This window comes from Treponema sp. OMZ 790, assembly GCF_024181285.1.
GTDB lineage: Bacteria > Spirochaetota > Spirochaetia > Treponematales > Treponemataceae > Treponema_B.
Genome location: NZ_CP051201.1, coordinates 2818213 through 2837850 on the forward strand (window position 1 = coordinate 2818213; position 19638 = coordinate 2837850).

19 protein-coding genes and 1 riboswitch are annotated in these 19638 nt (G+C 34.9%); of the genes, 13 read left to right on the forward strand and 6 right to left on the reverse strand.

The genetic code is table 11. The features are described 5' to 3' along the window. Positions 1-10: 10 nt before the first annotated feature. The gene (locus E4O01_RS13335) at positions 11-1984 is read right to left on the reverse strand and encodes a hypothetical protein (RefSeq protein WP_253692710.1); all 1974 of its coding nucleotides are present in this window, start codon (positions 1982-1984) and stop codon (positions 11-13) included. Between the two features lie 254 nt (positions 1985-2238). Between E4O01_RS13335 and E4O01_RS13340 the strand changes: the two genes are divergently transcribed. The 6 genes from E4O01_RS13340 (at position 2239) to E4O01_RS13365 (ending at position 6847) form a co-directional block, all read left to right on the forward strand. Then, the gene (locus E4O01_RS13340) at positions 2239-2478 is read left to right on the forward strand and encodes a type II toxin-antitoxin system Phd/YefM family antitoxin (protein WP_253677608.1); all 240 of its coding nucleotides are present in this window, start codon (positions 2239-2241) and stop codon (positions 2476-2478) included. Then, the gene (locus E4O01_RS13345; protein WP_253686340.1) at positions 2475-2870 is read left to right on the forward strand and encodes a type II toxin-antitoxin system VapC family toxin; all 396 of its coding nucleotides are present in this window, start codon (positions 2475-2477) and stop codon (positions 2868-2870) included. The genes E4O01_RS13340 and E4O01_RS13345 overlap by 4 nt, the downstream gene beginning before the upstream one ends. Positions 2871-3915: 1045 nt before the next feature. Continuing rightward, positions 3916-4410, forward strand: coding sequence for a hypothetical protein (locus E4O01_RS13350; protein ID WP_253692712.1), 495 nt, complete (start codon positions 3916-3918; stop codon positions 4408-4410). Positions 4411-4435: 25 nt separating this feature from the next. Continuing rightward, complete coding sequence (locus tag E4O01_RS13355) at positions 4436-4594, forward strand: hypothetical protein (RefSeq protein ID WP_253692713.1); 159 nt, start codon at positions 4436-4438, stop codon at positions 4592-4594. 54 nt (positions 4595-4648) lie between these two features. Next, positions 4649-6166: a sensor histidine kinase gene (locus E4O01_RS13360; RefSeq protein WP_253692715.1), complete on the forward strand. Its 1518-nt coding sequence runs from the start codon at positions 4649-4651 to the stop codon at positions 6164-6166. Between the two features lie 15 nt (positions 6167-6181). After that, positions 6182-6847 (forward strand): response regulator transcription factor, encoded by a 666-nt coding sequence (locus tag E4O01_RS13365; protein WP_253692717.1) that lies wholly within the window; start codon positions 6182-6184, stop codon positions 6845-6847. Positions 6848-6880: 33 nt separating this feature from the next. Here E4O01_RS13365 and E4O01_RS13370 read toward each other — a convergent pair whose 3' ends face one another. Genes E4O01_RS13370 through E4O01_RS13380 form a run of 3 tightly spaced genes read right to left on the reverse strand, consistent with a single transcriptional unit; the run spans position 6881 to position 9100 of the window. Next, on the reverse strand, positions 6881-7903 hold the full coding sequence (locus tag E4O01_RS13370; RefSeq protein ID WP_253692719.1) for a leucine-rich repeat domain-containing protein: 1023 nt from the start codon (positions 7901-7903) through the stop codon (positions 6881-6883). 16 nt (positions 7904-7919) lie between these two features. Further along, a complete protein-coding gene (locus E4O01_RS13375) occupies positions 7920-8462 on the reverse strand; it encodes a hypothetical protein (protein WP_253692721.1) in 543 nt (180 codons plus the stop codon). A gap of 44 nt (positions 8463-8506) precedes the next feature. Further along, positions 8507-9100 (reverse strand): hypothetical protein, encoded by a 594-nt coding sequence (locus E4O01_RS13380; protein WP_253692723.1) that lies wholly within the window; start codon positions 9098-9100, stop codon positions 8507-8509. 333 nt (positions 9101-9433) lie between these two features. On the opposite strand from E4O01_RS13380, the gene E4O01_RS13385 reads away from it, so the two are divergent. From E4O01_RS13385 to E4O01_RS13400, 4 genes are all read left to right on the forward strand, one after another. Beyond that, the gene (locus tag E4O01_RS13385; RefSeq protein WP_253692724.1) at positions 9434-10120 is read left to right on the forward strand and encodes a hypothetical protein; all 687 of its coding nucleotides are present in this window, start codon (positions 9434-9436) and stop codon (positions 10118-10120) included. 338 nt (positions 10121-10458) lie between these two features. Continuing rightward, positions 10459-10576, forward strand: a riboswitch (TPP riboswitch). Beyond that, a complete protein-coding gene (locus tag E4O01_RS13390) occupies positions 10564-11574 on the forward strand; it encodes a thiamine ABC transporter substrate-binding protein (protein WP_253692726.1) in 1011 nt (336 codons plus the stop codon). Its footprint overlaps the riboswitch before it by 13 nt. After that, the gene (locus E4O01_RS13395) at positions 11558-13270 is read left to right on the forward strand and encodes an ABC transporter permease (protein WP_253692727.1); all 1713 of its coding nucleotides are present in this window, start codon (positions 11558-11560) and stop codon (positions 13268-13270) included. The genes E4O01_RS13390 and E4O01_RS13395 overlap by 17 nt, the downstream gene beginning before the upstream one ends. Before the next feature lie 25 nt (positions 13271-13295). Further along, positions 13296-13928, forward strand: coding sequence for an ABC transporter ATP-binding protein (locus E4O01_RS13400; protein ID WP_253692729.1), 633 nt, complete (start codon positions 13296-13298; stop codon positions 13926-13928). Position 13929: 1 nt separating this feature from the next. Here the strand turns inward: E4O01_RS13400 and E4O01_RS13405 are convergent, their stop codons facing one another. Beyond that, positions 13930-15138 (reverse strand): ATP-binding protein, encoded by a 1209-nt coding sequence (locus E4O01_RS13405; protein WP_253692730.1) that lies wholly within the window; start codon positions 15136-15138, stop codon positions 13930-13932. 104 nt (positions 15139-15242) lie between these two features. Further along, complete coding sequence (locus E4O01_RS13410; RefSeq protein ID WP_253692732.1) at positions 15243-16445, reverse strand: M20 metallopeptidase family protein; 1203 nt, start codon at positions 16443-16445, stop codon at positions 15243-15245. A 155-nt stretch (positions 16446-16600) separates the two neighbouring features. Between E4O01_RS13410 and E4O01_RS13415 the strand changes: the two genes are divergently transcribed. The 3 genes from E4O01_RS13415 to E4O01_RS13425 are packed head-to-tail and all read left to right on the forward strand — an operon-like array spanning position 16601 to position 19607. After that, positions 16601-17701 (forward strand): sensor histidine kinase, encoded by a 1101-nt coding sequence (locus E4O01_RS13415; RefSeq protein WP_253692733.1) that lies wholly within the window; start codon positions 16601-16603, stop codon positions 17699-17701. Continuing rightward, a complete protein-coding gene (locus E4O01_RS13420; protein WP_253692734.1) occupies positions 17682-18287 on the forward strand; it encodes a response regulator in 606 nt (201 codons plus the stop codon). The genes E4O01_RS13415 and E4O01_RS13420 overlap by 20 nt, the downstream gene beginning before the upstream one ends. A gap of 12 nt (positions 18288-18299) precedes the next feature. Beyond that, positions 18300-19607 carry a YhjD/YihY/BrkB family envelope integrity protein gene (locus E4O01_RS13425; RefSeq protein ID WP_253692743.1) on the forward strand — a complete coding sequence of 436 codons (1308 nt, stop codon included), beginning with the start codon at positions 18300-18302 and terminating at the stop codon, positions 19605-19607. The last annotated feature ends 31 nt before the right edge of the window (positions 19608-19638 follow it).

Below are 19638 nucleotides of genomic sequence, written 5' to 3' on the forward strand. Positions count from 1 at the left end.
CGTCCATCATCTATGCGGCATCGCAAAATAGATAGTATTTATCTCTGTCTACACTTAACCTTAAACTTGAAATACATATCTTATCGTCGAATACTTTTGCGAAATCTATTTTTTCAACCAACTGTTTGTGTATTTGAAAAAGCAAATCCAGATTTGTAAAATACTTCCCGTTTTCCGCTTTTATTGTAAACTCCGGTTCTTCCTCATAATTTGAAACACATATTTTAACCTCAGGCTTTTTAATCGCAATTCTTGATAGATATTTATCAGCTTCTTCTTGGCTTATATTTTCTGCATTCTCTTTATAAAATTTTTCTTTTAGATCTTCTTGTGTATAAACATGTTTACCGTCTATTGTTATGTCCATTCCGGAAAGAAGATTTACAGACAATTCTTTATCTTCACTATCATAGATAACATAATTTTCAATTTCTTTCATTTCTAAAAGATTGTTCACGCATTTTATAAAACTTTTTTTTGTTTCGATAGTATCTTCAATAATTCCAAGATAGAAATAATCGCCTGCTTCAAATGAATACAACAGTTTTTTATTTTGTCTGATTAAACCTGCATAAAGTATAGCCCTGTCCACGGGATTCACAGCTTCAAATTCTGAAAAATAAAGATTATCCAATGTACTATCACAATCGGATGCGTGTTTTATCAAATCGGGCATATCGTATCTTGATAAAAGTTCACTCAAAATATCATAAATATCCCTGTCTTCATCGGAACAAACTACCGATAAATAATAATTTTGAAAAAGTGCATAATCCAATACTCGGTTTCCTATAATGTTCATCATCATAGTATCTATATTTTCTACTTCGATAATATGATAAAAGATTTTCGCGCTTTCTCTTACTTTTCTTTCGATTGAAATATCTTCAGCATAGCGGTCTAGTAAATCCTCACTAAGGGCTGTAATTTCATAACTGAAATTCGGATTGCTTTCAAAAATATGCTTTTGTTTTCCAATTAAAAGATGAGTCCTATGCAAAACATCTTCCTTTATCAGAAAATAAAGATAGAAACCTTTGGCTGCAAGAACATCGGAAAGATATCGTATAAATTCCATATGGTCATCATACTCTTTTTGAGGACGGATTTTTATACCGGTTTTTTCTTCCGCCCACTTAATAATACCTGCATAGGAAGAGCTCAAGGGCGAACTCTCATTGTTTCTAATCAAAAGCTCTAATAAAAATTCCTTAAAGGAGCGATCTTCATACACAAAGTTATTTTCATCTTCTTTCGATATACTTAAAGAAAAATATTTATTGACACAGGATATAAATGCATCTTTTGTTGCCGATGTGCAAAAATACTCCGCTATCTTTTCTGCAAACGCCGAGTAGCCGAGCTTTTTCATCTTCAATAAAATATTCATTTTGGTATACATAAATAATATAGAGAACGAAGCTTTTAGTTCTTTCATTTCTATTTCGGTTAAGCTTACACTTTTTGTATTTTTTATGATATGCTCTTTGTTTTCCGAATTTGTAACGGACACTTTGTTTTGTCTTAATTCAAGTCTGTCTTTTGTTTTACAAATAAAATAGTTATCTTCTTTTTTGCTATGATAAAAAATTAACTGATACGGCACTCTATAAAAAAGTTCATCCCTTTTTTTTGTTTCGCCCTTATATATCCAGCCTGCATAATTTTCTCCGAAAACAATACCTGCCGTATCAAAACTCGATATGGAAACACCCGACAAAATTCCGCCTGTTTCAAGAGCTTCAAGCATTTTAGGAATGATAAATCTGACAATCTCTTTTTCTTCATATACACCCATTTCGTGCAGTCTTTTTGTCATAATTATTATTTTTTCAAAAAGATCTTCCGGAAAGTCATCAGGATTCGCAAGTGTTACATCATTATAATTTTCTTCAATGAACTCTCCATCTTGCTCATAATCCAAATAATAAGCTAACGGAATTACCTTTCTATTTGTTTTATTAAAAATATTTAAGAAACTCAAAATAATCACCTCTTCTTTGCCGGAACCTTGCGGACATTTTATGATTGCATTATAACATAGATTAAGAGATTTTCAAAGGGCAGTTGCAGTTTACATAGGACGACACCTGTGGTGTAACAAATAGATAAAATTATTTACGGTTAATTATAGAGTAGCGGTGAGTAAAATTAAGAAAACGCTATGTAACATTGAAATAGCATTTCTTAAAACATGTACAACTTGACTATGTTATACATATATGGTACTATACTTATATGAAAACATTGTCCGTAGCGAAAATAAGAACAAATTTCTCTGCACTTTTGAAAGAAGTGGAATTAGGTAACGAAATCGGAATAGCATTTGGCCGAAAAAAAGAAACAATAGCGGTAATTGTTCCAATTGAAGAGTATAAAAGGATAAAAATGAGGAAACTCGGTACATTGGAAGGGAAAGCAACAGTTGAATTTAGTGAAAATTGGGCTATTACGGATGAAGAGTTTATTAATTTATGAAAATCCTATTAGATACACATTATTTATTATGGTCATTTATTGATACAAGTAAAATATCTCGGTCGGTTTATAATAAATTATTAGCCGATGAAAATGAAGTTTTTTATAGTCAGGCTAGTTTATGGGAAATATCAATAAAATTTAATATGGGAAAATTATCGCTAAATGGAATTAAACCGGAAGAATTCTACGCAGAAGTAGAAAATAGTTTTTTAAAATGCAGGTCTTTTCAAAACGATGAACTAATTACTTTTTATAAATTACCAATAGAACATAAAGATCCATTTGATAGAATTATGATTTGGCAATCAATAAAGTCTGATTACTATTTTTTATCTGTTGATAATCAGATTACAAATTATAAAAAATACGGTTTAAAAATTTTGTCCTAACACTCTTCTTCAACCTGACATTGCGACAAGCCTTGTTGCACTTTAAGAGAATGTGCGAAAAACATTACCAAGGTCTAATTAAAGGCATGATATACAAATTAAATCCAACATTCTTTGCGGCCTTAACGATCTTAGCGGTTAATCCAATCAAAAATTAACCGCAAGGAACGCAAAGACACACAAGCTCTCTCTTGAGATTCGCAAAGGCTAAATAAAATTAACTATCTCCAATTAAGTAAAAATATCCCGCTTTCCATACTTGAAAAAACTTCTTTTTTGGTTTATTATCAAGATACGCATAATATATGTTAGACAGATGCCTAACGGCACAATTAACTGCAACTTTGAAAAAAATAGGGTGTATTTTTTAATACATAAAAGTGTAAAATCCAAATTAAAAGCTTAGATTCTTTGAGTAAAGTTATGTTTTATTATAATATTTACTTGATTAAGGAAAAGAAAACTTTCGTCTGAGGGTTTTAAACTCGCTAAGGAAAACAACAAATAAAAGTCCTTCGGACGGTCTGGTAATTATAATAATTAACTTGTTAAGGAAAAATAAAGTTTTATCTTGGGATTTTATAACTCGTTTAGTAAATCAACAAAATAAAAGTCCTTCGGACGGTCATGGTAATTATTATAATTATTTGCTAAGTAAAATAAAATTTTAGCCTTATAGTAAAATTGTTGATTTTTTAAATTTAATGATGAAAAGCTGTATAGGTTAAAAAAAGTCTAATTGTTAAGAATAAGCTTATAATTTTAAGATAATATTATTTATAAAAGTTTAGTTTTGTAAATAATAAAGCTTTATAATAAAATTTTAAGTTTATTTATTAAATATAGTAATAAAAAGCAAAATAGTGTAAAATTAAAAGCACAATTGTTAATATAAGCGATTAAATAAACTAAAAGTGTCTAACACCCGCTTCAACCTGACATTGCGGAGTAGCCGCAAATGCAGGTTAAGCGAATGTTAGATTGACCTCTTCGAGGCGAAAAAAATTGATAATGCAAATAGATATTAATCAATAGTTAAGGAGGAATGATGAAACACATCATCAGACTAGCCGCGGTGATTTTCACAGTAACTGTTTTGTATGCGCAGAACACGCTCATCACTGAAAAATCATTCATCGTTGTACGGAATGGAAAAGAGGTTACTGCAACTTACGGAGGAAAGACTTTGAGTGGTAATTCTTGGAAAGATAGAAAAGACCCATCGGCTGTACTCGCCGCGTTCTTTGTCAGCTATTTTAAGCAAACTGACGACTGGCATGATTTGATCGTGAATAATACATTTTATGAGATATTAGTCGACGAAATGAATGATGCTTATGCGCAGTTCTACGGAATAGTCGATACAATTTCCATTACAATTAGTCCTGAAAAATTTATGCTTAAGGGGGACGCAACCGCTTTTTACACGATAAAAATCGCATATTCCTATGAGGGCAAAACTGACGAAGGTGAAGACGAAGTTACTATGAAAAAAGACAAAAAAAGCGGTGAATGGCTTGTGGCGGAATTGCCTTTGTAGAAATGATGTCGATTCAGGGGCGAATATGCAAAAAATAGTAAGCACTTTAAAGAAATCTAACACCCGCTTCAACCTGACATTTGTTTTGTCACGAAAGTTGCGTAAAGTGCCTATACAGCACCGCAACTTTCGCGCCAACTTTGCCGCTGCTATGCGCACCGGCAAAGGCACAAATGCAGGTTAAGCGGAAGTTAGATGGACAACTCATTGAGCCGATTTTGGGAGATATAACACACTTATGTTTTCACAGAGAATAGCTTATAAAAAATTTATATTTCTTGCAGTATTCATTTTACTTGCCGCACAGTTAAATATTGCAGGTTCAGTTATTTCAAGCAAAATGGATTTTCCGCTTTATATGGACAGTTTTGCAACTATTGCGGTTGCGGCAGTAGGCGGACTTGTGCCGTCGTTGGCGGTTGCTATTCTTACAAACGGAACTTTATTTTTGTTTGGGCATCTTAAACTGATTTTTATATTGTGTCAGTTGATGACGGCTGCCGGTTCGTTTTTTATATTCAAGTTTGCAAAAAAGCGTGGAGAAGTAAAGTTCAGTTTGGATTCATTTATGCTTTGCGGAATTTTAAGCGCAGTTACAAATGGCATATTCGGCTCTCTTTTTGCAGCGGCTTATCATTATAACCTTACTGCAATAGAACAGGGGCTTTATCTGGTTACTAAAAATGTGATTATTTCAAACCTTGCAGGCGGCTTTATTTTAAATATTGTTGATAAGGCTATTGCTTCGTTTATTGCTTATGGAATGTATCTTCAGGTGAATAAAAAATGTGCAAGTGATTGGAGTATTTCCTTAAGCGTTCCGCGAGGAGAGAGGAATAGAGTACCCATAGCACGGAAATACGGAAAGTCCGCCTTGAAAGAAGTGACAAATGCTCATAAATTAAAAATAAAAGCTGAATATATTTTTTTACTTGCCGCTTTTTTTTCATTTTGTCTGTCTTTCGGATTTAAAAAAGTATCGGATAAAATTTTTGATGTAAGGTATGAGGAGGCGATTAAGAGCGGGCAATATAAAAATATTGAAGAACATAGGGGTAAAGCAAGATTTATAAACAAGGGCTTTGATTCTTTTGCCTATGCCTCTTTTTTTCTTGCCTCTATTTCAATTTTTATAATGCAGCTTAAACTAAAAGATTGGAAAAATCAGATAAAAATTTTAAATGTACAACAAGAAACTCAAAAAGCATTCAGCCGTGATTTGCACGATGGTATAATCCAATCTCTTGCTGCATTAAAAATCTGCCTTTCGCAGGGAGAGCATAAAAAAGCTGTTATTCTTACCGATGAAGCGATTAGGGATACCCGTGAAATTTTAGGGCTTTCAAGAATGGATTTGTCCGATGACTTTAAAATGCTTATTTCACAATATGCAAAGGTTTTTGAGGAAAATTATAAAATCAAAATTGATGTTTACGAAGCCAGCGAAGAGGCAAAAAGTTTTTCATCCAATATTAAGTACGAAATGTTGAAAATTTTGCAAGAGGCTTTGGCAAATGCCTGCAAACACGGAACGGCAGACAGGATAGAAATAAAAATGATTGATCAAACTTCCGCGTTTAATTTATCGGTATGCGATAACGGATGCGGTTTTAATTTTGATGCCGTTAAAGAAAACGTCTGTCATGCGGGATTAAAAATTATGGAAGAGCGGGCTGCATCTCTTGGCGGAAAAATCAAAATAAAATCCGATAAGAATGGAACAAGTGTAACTTTAATTTTTCCGATAAATGGGTAAGGGGAAAATAGCGATATGAAAATACTTATTATTGATGACCACCGCTGTTTTAGAGAAAGTCTTGTGCTTGCACTGAAAAATGAATGTCCTGACTTTGAATTTCTTGAGACCGGCAGCGCAGATGCGGCAAAGAAAATGCTTTTGCAGAATAATGAATGTGATTGCCTGTTTTTGGATTTGCAGGTGGGAAAAGAAAACGGTCTTTGTATTTTAAGCGAATTGCGAAAAATTAGGAGAGAAATTAAAACTCTTATCTGTACTGCTTTTTATGAACCGCTGACTATTGAAAATGCCATAAAAATGAATGTGCAGGGCTTTATTACAAAAACTTCCTGCTTGAAAGAAATTGCTGAAGCATTAAAAACCGTTGCGGACGGGGAAAAATATTTTTGCCCGGAAGCACTTGCCGTTATGGAAGTAAATGTTTTAAGAGTTGCAAATGCTATTGACTCTGCAACTGACGGAAAAATGCAGCTTTTTGCAAGATATAAAACGCTTTCCCTCAAAGAAAAAGAAGTGTTCGACTTACTTTCCCAAAAGCTGGATGTTGCGCAAATTGCTAAACGCTTGAAAAAATCCGTTAAGACGGTTGAAAACCAGCGGTCTGCCGTGTACAGTAAAATGCACATTCACGACAGACTTGAGGCGGTTGAAGCCGGAAAAATGCTGGGGATTATTTAGCACAGCACAGCAAGTATTTTTTCACTCTTCTTCCTAATTTTGCTTTACCTTTGTTTCGTCCTGCAGCACCGCACTTTTAAGTTTTTTCTGCAAGGCAAGATTTCTCTTTACGGCATCGCATTTGAAAATGTCTAAGAGTGTGCAGTCTTTGTCTGAAAGACAGGAGAAGTTTTCGGGAATTGTTATGTCATGAATATTTGTACTTGAAAATGCACTGCTATGTATGTATAAAAGACTTTTGGGAAGAGAAAGTGAATGTAAGGGGGCATACCGTGCAACACCGTAATATCCATCGCCTATCTCAACTCCGCTAAAAGCTTCTCTTTCTATACGTTCAAGACCTTCGTTCAGTGTAATGGTTTCAAGTAAAGGGCAGTCTGCAAATGCGTATGCCCGGATAACTTTTATTGATTTTGGAAGCGTAAGATTCTTTATCCCGCAAACGCTGAATATGCTTTCAGGGATTTCCTCTATGCCTTCCTCAAAAACGATAGTTTCAAGTCTTACGCAATAAGAAAAAACGCCATCTTTAAAAGCCGTACAAGAGATAGGCAGCGTTACTGCCCTTAGGGCATAATTATATGCAAATGCCTTGTCACCAATTTCTTTTAATGACGGCGGAAGGCGAATAGATTCTACATCGAACGCACGGAAGGCTTCTTTGTCGATGTATGTAACACTATCGGGAATAAAGAGCTCTTTAATGTCAGTATCAGGGATACTTAAAGTTCCATTTACTATATTCTTTTTTAAATAAGAGTGATATTCGCCTATGTTGTCTCTTTTCCATTTTCCATATCCGGGCATAAATGCACCCTGTTCAATTTTCGTTACAGTAATTCCTTGTATTGCAGCAGGAATTTCCATGACTGCACCATCATAGTTTTTCACTTCTCCTATGAATTTTGTTATGGTAACCTCAGTAAAATCATCATTTGCTTTAAATTCCAGCTCGCTTTCCGGAATGACAATATGCTTTACATTTTCTTGAGCCATTGCCTGCGTCCACGTTATAACTAATACTGCGGCAACAGCCATCCGTTGTAGTATTTTCATTTTATGCTCCTCATAATTATTTTTCGGCTCGTCCTTTTAACCAAAGATTACAGTCATTTAAAAAATAATCTTCAATAGAAAAAGCCGTGAATTTATTATCTTCAAAATAGTCATTAACCAAATTTTGCCATTCAGACGGCTTACAATTCGGTTTTCCTAACGCTCTTTTATTTTGAGAGTCATAAATAATTTTGAATGCAGGTGGATTTATCAAAAAACAAATTTTACTTTCATAGGAATGGGGGTGATTATCATTTGTCCATTCACTATAGCCGCCTGAAAGAATGCTCTCCCTATTGTTCCAAAGGCGTTCTGCAAAACTTGAAAAATGTTCTTTTTTTAACTTTGATGCTTCTTCCTCAAGTTCCTTATTTTCATCACCTGAATCTTTTACAACAGTCCGCAAAACACCCCATTGCAAACCGATTGTTTTTACGGTTGATTTAAAACTTTCCTTATCGTTATTTGTTATCGCATCAATAAGAAATTGTCTAAAAATTTTCTTCTGATAAAGATTTATAGTCTTGTATAATGTTTTCTCATTTTCTGTAAGTATCATATAATGTCCTTTTATTAAGACTACTCGACAACAAAGTTGGTCAATTATTTAAGTTTATCAAATTTTTTTTGAAAAAATTCTGCTTCTGCATTAGCACCGCCGGAATTCAATTTCATAATACCGAATTCCAGCTTTTCTTTTATAGCATTATAAAGAGCTTTTTGATCCGGCGATTTCAATCGCGGTAATGCAGAAATCTGCGTGAACATATTTTGAAGTTGATTTTGAATTTCTTCTGATGTTGAACCAAACTGAAAATTTACGATTTCTTCCGTTTTTACTCTGTTATTTTTTATTTGGTCCATATTATCCTTTAGCTGCTCTCTGGTAGAAGAAAACATATCTCCAAACATACCGCCAATTCCGCTCATAACTCCGCCCCCTGATTTTTGTGCTGCCGATCCGTTTTCTACAGGTTCATTGTTTGTGCCTGCTCCGCCATTTTTAGATTGTTCGTAAGCAAGTTTACATTCCTTGCTGCAAAAGTTTCTTTTCCCCGCAAGCCTTGCAATACCGCCTATTGCTTTAACTCCAATAGTCAAGCCCATAGCATCCGCAAAAGCATTTCCTGCATCCCTGTCGGCAGAAAACATCGGTTTATAAGTTTTTCCGCACCAATCACAAGTTTTATATCCCATTTTGAAAACTCCTTATTTTATTTTTATATATTTTAACATCATTAATTCCTTGTGTCTTGAAGTTACTAATTCAAATTTCTTGGGATTTTTTCCCAAAATTTACGCAATAAAAGCTCTTTTGTGCTGATTGTCTTGAAAACTTCAGTTGCGTTATAATATGCAACGGTGTATTGTATGTGAAGTTAAGTTTGGAATTGATAAGGTCATAAAAATATAATAAAATTAAAAATGAAATCTAACACCCGCTTCAACCTGACATTGCGGAGTAGCCGCAAATGCAGGTTAAGCGAATGTTATACGCACAACGCAGTGCGTTGGATTTTAGGAATAAAAATGTATTTTTTAGTGATTCTAATTGTACTTTCAATTTTTTTTGTTATTTATTATAAAAAATATAAAGTAAAGCAAGAAATTTTGATAACCAGTGAAATTAAAGAAGAAGATTATCAAGAAATTCAAGAGTATATTTCTAAAACATATAACATAGATATACATGAAATTTTATTTACATTAATAAAAAATTCTAATAACAAAAATCTGATTCGTTTTGAAGTAAAATTAGAAAATAACTCTCAAGAAAAAAATATTAAATTTGATAATAAGAAAAAAAATGAAATTACTTTTTATATAGCCGAAAAAGAATTTGAATTGCAAAATAAATATAAGGCAAGATTTTTCACCTATTTTTCATCATTTGAACGAGAAGAATTAGAGCGAATATATAAAAATCTACCAGAAGATTTGAATTTCCTAAAAAAAGAAATAAATAATAAAAATATCTGGATAATAAAGAAAGTATTTTATACACGTGTTGTTGTATTTTTTTATTCAAATGTACAAATTCCGAATAAACTAGAAAAATATAGAATTGAAATGATGATAAAAAATTATATTTATTCTTCATTGAAAGAATTTGATTTTAATAACAAATTAAATGTAGACAAAATAAATATTGAATTTGACACTAAAGAAAATTTTGATACCAACTATGGAAGTAATTGGTATTATTATATTTTATAAACGTATAACACCCGCTTTAACCTGCAAAATTAACTTATAAAACTTGTTTGATCCCATAAAATTTGTACAAAAAATATCGGGACGGTAAGGTATTTTGTTTATATAATTTCCATAATAATACAGGAGAAAAGATGAACAGTATTCAATTATTTAACAGGACGATAGACTACATCGAAAATACACTCGACAATGAGCTTAGGGTATCGGCACGCCGGCACTCCCGATAGAGATACGGTGACAGCAGCAGGAAAACAATCCCGCTGTTTATGACAATTAAAGAAATAACTGTGTCTACCAAATTCCCCTCCCCTTGATTTTTTGTTCTTCTTATGCTACACTCCCCTTTGCCGGGGTGCTTTTAACAAGCTGAGAACATACCCGCAAAGGGCTGTCCGCACGGATGCCCTATTACCTGATCCGGATAATACCGGCGGAGGGAGCATATGAAAAATCATTTACGCTCTATTTTAATTTTCTCATTTTTAATTATCGGTTGTGCCGCTCTTTTTGCAGGCGGAGCAAAAGAATCTGACGGAACAAAGGTTGTGGTCTACACGACAAAATCCTTTGCTGCCGACTACGGTCCCGGCCCGAAAATTGCCGAGCTCTTTAAGGCAAAAACGGGCAAGGATGTAGAATATGTCGTCTGCAAAGAAGGCGTTTTAAACAGGGCCATATTGGAGGGTAAGGCTTCTACAGCCGATGTGCTCATTGGTATCGATAACCATCTTATCGAAAAAGCACGCAAAGCAGATGTTTTAAAAGCCTATAAACCTGCGGCCGCAAATAAGATAGATTCGGATGTTCTTATCGCAGAAGATTGGCTTTTAACCCCCTTTGATTACGGCTATTTTGCATTTATGTTCGATACAAAGGCCAAAATCAAAAAGCCCGCATCTTTAAAGGAACTGACCGATCCTTCCTATACAAAAAAGATTGTAGTTTTGGATCCTAGCTCAAGTACAACAGGCTTAGGCATGGTTGCGTGGACAAAGGCTGTTTTTGGTGATGAGTACCTCAACTTTTGGAAGGCCCTCAAGCCGAATATCTTTGCAATGGCCCCCAAGTGGAGCACAGGTTACGGCTATTTTACAGCCGGAGAAGCACCTATGGCTATCTCGTATACAAGCAGCTTGGCTTCCCATGTTTTGTATGACAAAACAGACCGCTTCCGGCCATTGGTTTTCGCAGAAGGCCATGTCATTCAAATTGAAGGTATGGGAATATCCGCTAATGCTGCTAATGTTAAGGGAGCAAAGGCCTTTATCGACTTTATGCTGACGGAAGAAGCTCAAAGCCTCCTTCCCGAAACTCAGTTTATGTATCCGGTTATCAAGGGGCTTCCCCTTCCTGCTTCTTACAAGGATGTTCCCAAACCTGCAAAAATCTTGCGCATTCCTTCAGAAGATCAAACCGAATCGGTCAACGCCGTAATTAATGTTTTACAAAAATAAACAAGAAGGCCTTCGGCCGGGCGGCGCCATATCAAAGATATGGCGCCTATTTAAAATAGGTCGCCCATCTAAGATAGGCTGCCTATCTCTGATAGGCAGCCTTGTTTTGCCACTCGGCAGCCTTATCTTTTTTCTTGTCCTTCTTTCTTTTTTTCTTCCGTTAATATTGAGCTTTCTTCCCTTATTTTCTTCACGATTTGATTTTTCGCATATTACGGGAGTAAAAAGCTCCTTTGATTTTTCGCATATTTTTAGGATAACGGTTTTTACGGTTTCTCAGGCTTTTTTTTCTGCCCTGCTTGCCTGCACCGTAGGCTTTGCAGCGGCCTACCTTTGTGCAAGAAAAAACTTTCGGGGCAGAAAATTTTTAATGGCCCTGTCGAGTGTTCCCCTCTGCGTGCCTGCAATAATCGTCGCCCTTTCCTTTATAATCTTTTTTGGAAATAACGGAATCCTCAACTCGTTTTTAAAGAGTCTACTAAACCAAGATGAGCCTCCCATTAATTTTTTATTTTCGATGCCGGGGGTAATCATAATCCACGGATTTTATAACTTTCCCCTTGCAATGAAAACAATCGCTCAAGTTTGGGAACGCTTAAGTGAAGATGAGCCTAATGCAGCCCTCCTTTTAGGAGCAAGTAAATTTAGAATCTTTAAGACCATAACCTTTCCTGCCCTTTTAAATTCGATAGCCGTTTCCTTTTTGCTAATTTTCCTTTTTTGCTTTTTCAGCTTTATAATAATCCTTCTTTTCGGAGGACTTGCGACTACAACCCTCGAGGTCGAACTTTACAAGGCCGCCCGCACAAAATTGGATATGAACCTTGCAGCAAAGATAGCCCTTACCGAAATATCTGCGGCCTTAATTTTAATCCTCATCTATTCCAATTTGCAAAAAAAAATGAGGGTACAAAACGAAAACTTAAAGGGAATAAGGGAACGCAGCGCAATAAAAGGCCTTAGGCAAAAAATCTTTTTCGGCCTTACAATTTTTATAATTATTCTTTTTTTAATAGCGCCCCTGTTTTCTATTTTTTTACATTCCACATATAATGTAAATTACACTTCTATCTTTAACAAATTTTTTTATTTTAAGGCGTGGAAAAACGTTTTTTTATCCCGAACCTTTTGGACAGCTCTTTGGACAAGTATCAAAATCGGCACTCTTACAGCCCTTGTAAGCCTCGCAGCTTCCTTGTGCTTTGCATACATTACAGTCTTTTATAAATGGAGAAAAATATACGCCCTTCTTCCGTATCTGCCCTTGGCCGTGTCATCGATAATGCTCGGCTTCGGCTGGCTCTTGTTAAGACCTAACGGAACGGAAGTGATTTTAATCTTTGCGCAAAGCTCCCTTGCGTGGCCCTTTGCATGGACTCAGATACAAACCTCGCTTTTACGCATTCCTCAAAATATTATCAATGCGGCAGTCTTGCTTTCACCTGACAAAAAAACGGCCTTTTTTAAGGTGATAGTCCCCTTGTGCAAAAGGGGCATTTTTTCAAGCCTAGCCTTTGTCTTTGCCATAAGTGCAGGAGATGCATCCTTGCCAATAGTCTTAAACATCCCGCGTTTTAACAATCTGGCCTTACTGATTTTTGATTACGCTTCTTCATACCGCTTTGTAGAATCTTCTGCAGTTGCAGTCGTCTTAAGCCTTATAACAGGCTTTGTTTTCTTTTTACAGGAGAAATAAATTTAAAATAATAACGGAGAAACCAATGGAACACGAAAAAGCATTTTTACAGCTTAAAAATATAAAAAAGCATTTTACCGAAAAAGATATTTCCATTTCCTTTGAATTAAAAAAGGGAAGGGCTCTTGCCCTTCTAGGCCCATCGGGCTGCGGCAAAACAACGGTTTTAAAAATAATCGCAGGTCTTATTGCCCCGGATTCGGGGGAGATTGTTTTAGACGGAAAGGATATAAGCCGAACCCCTCCGGGCAAACGCGGAATCGGAATGGTCTTTCAAGACTATGCCCTCTTCCCTCATCTCAATGTTGAAGAAAACATCTTCTATGGGTTGGTTTCTAAAGGCATGTCCAAAAAGGAAGCCCGCAAAACAATAGCCCCCCTTGTCGAGCTTTTTCATTTAGAAGCCCTACAAAGGCGCAAAACCGATCTTCTTTCGGGCGGAGAAAAGCAGAGGGTTTCCCTTGCTCGCAGTCTTGCAGTGAGCCCCTCCCTCATCCTCTTTGATGAACCCCTCTCGGCCCTCGATGCAGATCTCCGTCTGCACTTACGCAAGGAGCTGCGGGCAAAGCAGGAGAGTTTGGGATACACCGCCGTCTATGTTACCCACGACAAGGATGAGGCAGCCGCCCTTGCCGATGAGGTTCTTTACATGGGGTAGACTATTCTCCGTATTCGAGCAAAAAGTCGATTAGGTTTTTGTGGATAATTCCGTCCTGACTAAAATCCATAGAATCCAAAGAGAGTACATATTTAGGGAAATTATCTTTGATTGACTTATAAACCCCGAATTCCCTTTCTCTTGTGGATTCATTTCCAATGTTATAAGCTACCTGATAATAAGAAACATCGTTTTCACTTTTTGCTATAAAATCGATTTCTTTGTCTTTTACCTTGCCTATCGTAACCTCATAACCTCGTGAGCGAAGTTCAATATAAACAATATTTTCAAGAACCCTTTCAATATCCTTTGTGTTGGAAAATCCCCGAGCCTGCCTAAAACCGTGATCCGTCAAATAGTATTTTTCGTCGATTTTAAGTACTTTTTTTCCCGCAGTATCATAGCGGGGCACTGTTTTTATGATAAAGGCCTTACTGCAATATTCCAAATAATTGAGTACCGTATCTGCCGAAACATTTCTGTTTTCATTTTTAAAATAATTTTTTATACTGTTTGCCGAAAAAGTGTGCCCTATGTTTTCCATTGCATAATCTAAAATACGGTTAAAAATATCGACATCCCTTATACTGTTGTACTGTAAAACATCCTTAACCAAAACAGTGTTGTAAACGTCATTTAAGTATTTGAAGGACGGTCCTTCCTCCAAATTAAAATACTTTAAAAAAGGCATTCCTCCCGTTTTAACAAAGGCAGAAAATAAATCTTCACGCGAAACAGCCTTACCGTCAAAGCACCTTATAAATTCTCCAAAGCTGAAAGGCTGAATTTCAAATTCTACATATCTTCCTGCCAAAAGGCTTGCAAGGTCTCCTGAAAGTAAGCCGGAATTTGAGCCCGTCAGATAAATATCGCAATCCAAATCAACCCGCAGCCCGTTTATAACCTGTTCCCAATTTTCCACAAATTGTATTTCATCAAAGAAAAAATATATCTTTCCGGTTAAGTCTTTAATCAAAGGTTTGAGGTATTCAATCAAAGCTTCGGCCTTATTTACCGTAAAAAATTCTATGGATTCAAAATTAAGGTAAATTTTATTTTTATCGGGTACATGGTTTAAAACTTCATCCTTTATGAGCAGTAAAATAGTCGATTTTCCTGCCCGTCTCATACCGGATAGAACCTTAATAATAGGCTTATCAATAAACTTCCGAATTTTTTCCATATATCGGGATCTTGTAATATAGCTCATTCCGGTTACCTTCTAAAATTCGATTATACACGAAATTTAAGGTAAAATCAAGGAGGATTTCGATTATAATCGAAATTTTAAGCAAAAAAATAAGCATTAATCCCTTATTTTAAGCCGCCTAAATCCAAATATTTTAGAACAGCGGCCAGCATAGCAGAGGTTCCCTTGTAAAATAAAGACTCATCCATATCAAACTTATCCGAATGGTTAGGATAAATAGTTCCTTCTTTATGCACAACAGGATTGGATAAAAGGAAAAATGTACCGGGAGCTTTTTGTAAAAAGTAGGCCATATCTTCTCCTCCCATAGTGGGAATCGTGATCTCTTCTATGCAGTCATCTCCTAGAATTTCCTTGGTATTTTTTATAAAGAATTCCGTAAATTCTTTATTGTTTACCAAAACAGGATATTTAAAATCATAGTCGGTTTTTGCTTCGGCCCGATAGGATTCGGCTATACCGGAAGCTATCTCAGCCATCCGCTTTGCTGTAAATTTGCGGACAGTTTCATCGGTAACACGCACGGTGCCTTCAATAAAAACTTCATCGGGAATAATATTATAACTTGTGCCGCTGTGTATCTGGCAAACGGAAATAAGAGCATTCGATGTAGGCGGTAGTTCACGGCTTATGATTTTTTGCAAGGCAGAAACTATTTCACAAGCTATCGGGATAGGATCAACAGAAAGGTGGGGGTATGCACCATGAGCTCCTTTACCCTTAACAGTGATGTTAAACTTATCTGCCGATGCAAAAAAAGCTCCGCAACAGGCTCCAAGTTTTCCTTTTTCAAGTCCCGGATAAATATAACCTGCGTGGAGGCCTATTACAGCATCGACTTTTGGATTTTCCATACAGCCTTCTTCAATCATGGGAAGAGCTCCTCCCGGAAATTCCTCTCCCGGTTGGAAGAGAATTTTGACACAGCCTTTAAATTCTGAAGATAATTCTTTTAACACCATGCAGGCGCCAAGAGCCATAGCAGTATGACCGTCATGCCCGCAAGCATGCATACAGCCTTCATGTTTTGATGCAAAACTCAATCCCGTATTTTCTTTTATGGGCAGGGCATCCATATCTGCTCTTATTGCTATACATTTGCCTTTTTCTTTTCCTTCAATAATTGCAACTATAGCATTGCCGTTAACAAGTTTATGATAGGGGATTTTTAATTCATCAAGCTGTTTACAAACATAGTCTACAGTTTTGGGAAGGGATAATTCCAATTCGGGAATTTGATGTAAATCTCTCCTAATTTGAATTATTTTAGCTTCTTTTTGTTTAACCAAGTCAATTATATTATACATATTTAACTCAAGCCTCCTTATATAAATTCCATATTAAATTATCGCATGACCTTTTACAGCTGTCAATACCAAATTTTTCTTTATTGATTTTTTTGATTTTTTAATTTATACTTAATATCTGGACGATATTTTAACCGAGGCTTTGCTGAGATCATATGCTTTTGTTTTTAGAAAATATTTTGATAGTTCTTTTTTCTTCTCTTTTTTTATTTATTACAACCGGCTCATTTATAGCAATTCCTTACTTTATCATATTTTTTTCCATAGGATTATGGGGCGAAATGATGCACAACAACGTAAAACCGTTTATTTTTATTGTCTTTGTCATATTTACTGCAGTATTCGACAAAAATCTTGCATTTTTTACTCCGGTTTTTATGGCTGTAACTTGGGAAAATAAAGAAAGTGACGAAAAACATATCTTTATTATTTTTAAATTCTTCATCCTATTTTGTCTTTTTTTTAATTTTAATTTAATCTTTTTTTTATTTTCCATAATTATATTTTTTTATTCCGTTGTTAAAAATGACTATATTCTTAAAAGTATGGAAGTAACAAGATTAAAGGATAAACTGACTGAAAACAGAATCAATTCTGAAAAGAGAGAGAGAATTTTACAAAATGACGTTTTAAAAAATGCTGAAGTTTTAATCTTAGCTGAAAGAAATAGAATTTCGGGAAGTCTGCATAATTCAATAGGTCACACATTGAGCGCAAGTATTTTGCAGGTAAACGCATTAAAATATATTTCTAATCAAGAAGAAGTAAAGGAAAGTTTAAATGTTTTACAAACTTCTTTAGAAAACGGTATGACCGAGATAAGAGAATGCCTTCATAATATGCATAATGATTCTTTTAATTTACAGACGGGATTGGAAGAAATTGCCGAAAAAACAAAAACACCTAAAATAAAATTGACATATAAAGCAGATGTAATTCCTTATGAACTAAAATACGACATTCTATCGATTGTAAAGGAGAGCCTTTCAAATACAATTAAGCACAGCGGTGCAACCGAATTGAATATCAACATATTGGAACATATCGGTTTTTACTCTCTTATAATAAAAGATAATGGATGCGGATCTCAGGGAAAACAAATCAAAGATCTAAACCATGGAATAGGTTTAAAAGTGATAGCGGACCTTGTAGAAAAACATAAGGGCAAAATTAATTTTTATTCCGACAACGGATTTAAAACCCATATCATATTTCCAAAAATAAAGGATGCACAAAATGAAAATAATAATAGTTGATGATGATTACCTTGTAGTTACTTCCCTCAAAACAATATTAAAAGCCAACGGATTCGATATAATTGCAAGCGGTTCAAGCGGAACTGAAGCCGTTACTCTTTTTAATGAATATAAGCCGGATATTATTTTGATGGATATTAGAATGGAAAATATGAACGGCATAGAAGCAAGCCGGCAAATTTTATCCGAACACGAAGATGCAAAAATATTGCTTTTGACAACATTTAATGATGAGGAATATATTACAAAAGCTATTAATTTCGGATGCAAAGGTTATATATTAAAACAGAATATTGATTCGCTTATACCGGCTTTACATGCAGTCGCTGCAGGAAGCATCGTTTTCGATTCGGAAATAATATCGAAAATTCCTCAAACAAAACCGACACGCTCTCAATTTTCTGAAGATTTAAATGATAGGGAAACGGATGTTTTGGAATTGGTTGCAGACGGCCTTAATAACAAGGAAATATCAAATCGGCTTAGTTTAAGTGAAGGGACAGTCCGCAACTATGTTTCTTCTATACTTGAAAAACTTAATTTGCGGGATCGAACGCAATTAGTAGTTTATTATTATACAAGATAGGAGAACTTTTATTTGAAAAAACGAAAAACTAAAAGTCAAAAATTTTTAGCTTGGTACACGAGGGTCGTTCAAGAGCAAAAAAAAGGGCTCTATGATTTTAATCAAAAAATATATGTTACCATTTTATCTTTTGCAAATAATGATCTTTTAACTACAGCTGCAGCAGGAGCATATAATTTTTTGATGTCTGCTCTTCCTATCTTTATTTTAACTTTAACCGTTTTACTTCGAGTGCTAAAACAAAGCCCGCAGCAGGTAAAAGAAGCTATCAAGGCTCTTTCAATTTTTCAAAATACCATTGACCTTGACCGATTTTTTTCTTTTCTTTTAAGTATAAACAGTTTTTCTTTTTTTGATTTTATAGTATTTATCTTTGTTTTGTGGATGGCCAGACGGTTTTTTGCAACTATCCAACATTCCATCAGAAAAGTGTACCGCAAAAAAGTAAAAATAACACCTTTGAAAACTAGTTTAATTGTCATTTTGGGTGAAATCATTGTAGTAATCTTTCTTGTTTTTTTGTTTATATTTTTGATAACGGGTTCCGCCGTATTTAGAAGCGATTTTGTTCAGCCTGTCTTTTCTGCAAATCTCTTAAGCCTTTTAAGGAATTTGTTTAGATTTGTTCCAGTCATTTTTATGCAGCTATTTGTTTGTTTGATATATTATTTTATGCCGCCCATAAAACCGCCTTTTAAAACCGCTTTCGGTTCATCCGCAGCTTGTACCATATCTTATTATCTTATAAAAATATTTTTTACTTTTTTTAGGTCAACTGCTAAATTTACTTTTGTATACGGCCTTTTTACAAATGTAATATTGGTTTTGATGCAAGTATGGTTTTTCTTTTTCTTCTTTGTATTTTTTGCACAATTTATGTATGTAAATCAATTCTTTAACAGTTTCATAATTTCGCAGCTTTACAGGCTTCCAAAAGAAGATGCTCCGGGATTTTTTAATCAGTTTTTAAGACATCTTTTTATAGAACCGCCTAAAGAATACAGAAAAAAAGCTATTTTCATAAAAGAAGGCACCTTCATTTTTAACTATGATGATAAATCAACTGAAATTTACTACATAATCGAAGGCTCTGTAAGAGTCATAACGTCAAACAAAATTTTAGATTTGGGAAAGGGCGATTTATTCGGAGAATTTGCCTGTCTTCTAAACGGAAGAAGAACAGGCACTGCGGTTGCAAAAACCGATTGTCTTTTGGCTGTAGTTCCTAAAAAACAATTTTTGGAAACTATTTCTATTGACGGAAATGTTTCTCGGCAGGCGTTAAAAATTTTAGCTGAATCTTTGATAGATACCAATTAAAATTTTATAAAAAACGCTTTAGAAATAATCT

Excerpts from the sequence above, each read along its gene's own strand:
- E4O01_RS13340 (WP_253677608.1), top strand. The coding sequence starts at position 2,239 with ATGAAAACATTGTCCGTAGCGAAAATAAGAACAAATTTCTCTGCACTT.
- E4O01_RS13345 (WP_253686340.1), top strand. The coding sequence starts at position 2,475 with ATGAAAATCCTATTAGATACACATTATTTATTATGGTCATTTATTGAT.
- E4O01_RS13350 (WP_253692712.1), top strand. The coding sequence starts at position 3,916 with ATGATGAAACACATCATCAGACTAGCCGCGGTGATTTTCACAGTAACT.
- E4O01_RS13355 (WP_253692713.1), top strand. The coding sequence starts at position 4,436 with ATGCAAAAAATAGTAAGCACTTTAAAGAAATCTAACACCCGCTTCAAC.
- E4O01_RS13360 (WP_253692715.1), top strand. The coding sequence starts at position 4,649 with ATGTTTTCACAGAGAATAGCTTATAAAAAATTTATATTTCTTGCAGTA.
- E4O01_RS13365 (WP_253692717.1), top strand. The coding sequence starts at position 6,182 with ATGAAAATACTTATTATTGATGACCACCGCTGTTTTAGAGAAAGTCTT.
- E4O01_RS13370 (WP_253692719.1), bottom strand. The coding sequence starts at position 7,903 with ATGAAAATACTACAACGGATGGCTGTTGCCGCAGTATTAGTTATAACG.
- E4O01_RS13375 (WP_253692721.1), bottom strand. The coding sequence starts at position 8,462 with ATGATACTTACAGAAAATGAGAAAACATTATACAAGACTATAAATCTT.
- E4O01_RS13380 (WP_253692723.1), bottom strand. The coding sequence starts at position 9,100 with ATGGGATATAAAACTTGTGATTGGTGCGGAAAAACTTATAAACCGATG.
- E4O01_RS13385 (WP_253692724.1), top strand. The coding sequence starts at position 9,434 with ATGTATTTTTTAGTGATTCTAATTGTACTTTCAATTTTTTTTGTTATT.
- E4O01_RS13390 (WP_253692726.1), top strand. The coding sequence starts at position 10,564 with ATGAAAAATCATTTACGCTCTATTTTAATTTTCTCATTTTTAATTATC.
- E4O01_RS13395 (WP_253692727.1), top strand. The coding sequence starts at position 11,558 with ATGTTTTACAAAAATAAACAAGAAGGCCTTCGGCCGGGCGGCGCCATA.
- E4O01_RS13400 (WP_253692729.1), top strand. The coding sequence starts at position 13,296 with ATGGAACACGAAAAAGCATTTTTACAGCTTAAAAATATAAAAAAGCAT.
- E4O01_RS13405 (WP_253692730.1), bottom strand. The coding sequence starts at position 15,138 with ATGAGCTATATTACAAGATCCCGATATATGGAAAAAATTCGGAAGTTT.
- E4O01_RS13410 (WP_253692732.1), bottom strand. The coding sequence starts at position 16,445 with ATGTATAATATAATTGACTTGGTTAAACAAAAAGAAGCTAAAATAATT.
- E4O01_RS13415 (WP_253692733.1), top strand. The coding sequence starts at position 16,601 with ATGCTTTTGTTTTTAGAAAATATTTTGATAGTTCTTTTTTCTTCTCTT.
- E4O01_RS13420 (WP_253692734.1), top strand. The coding sequence starts at position 17,682 with ATGAAAATAATAATAGTTGATGATGATTACCTTGTAGTTACTTCCCTC.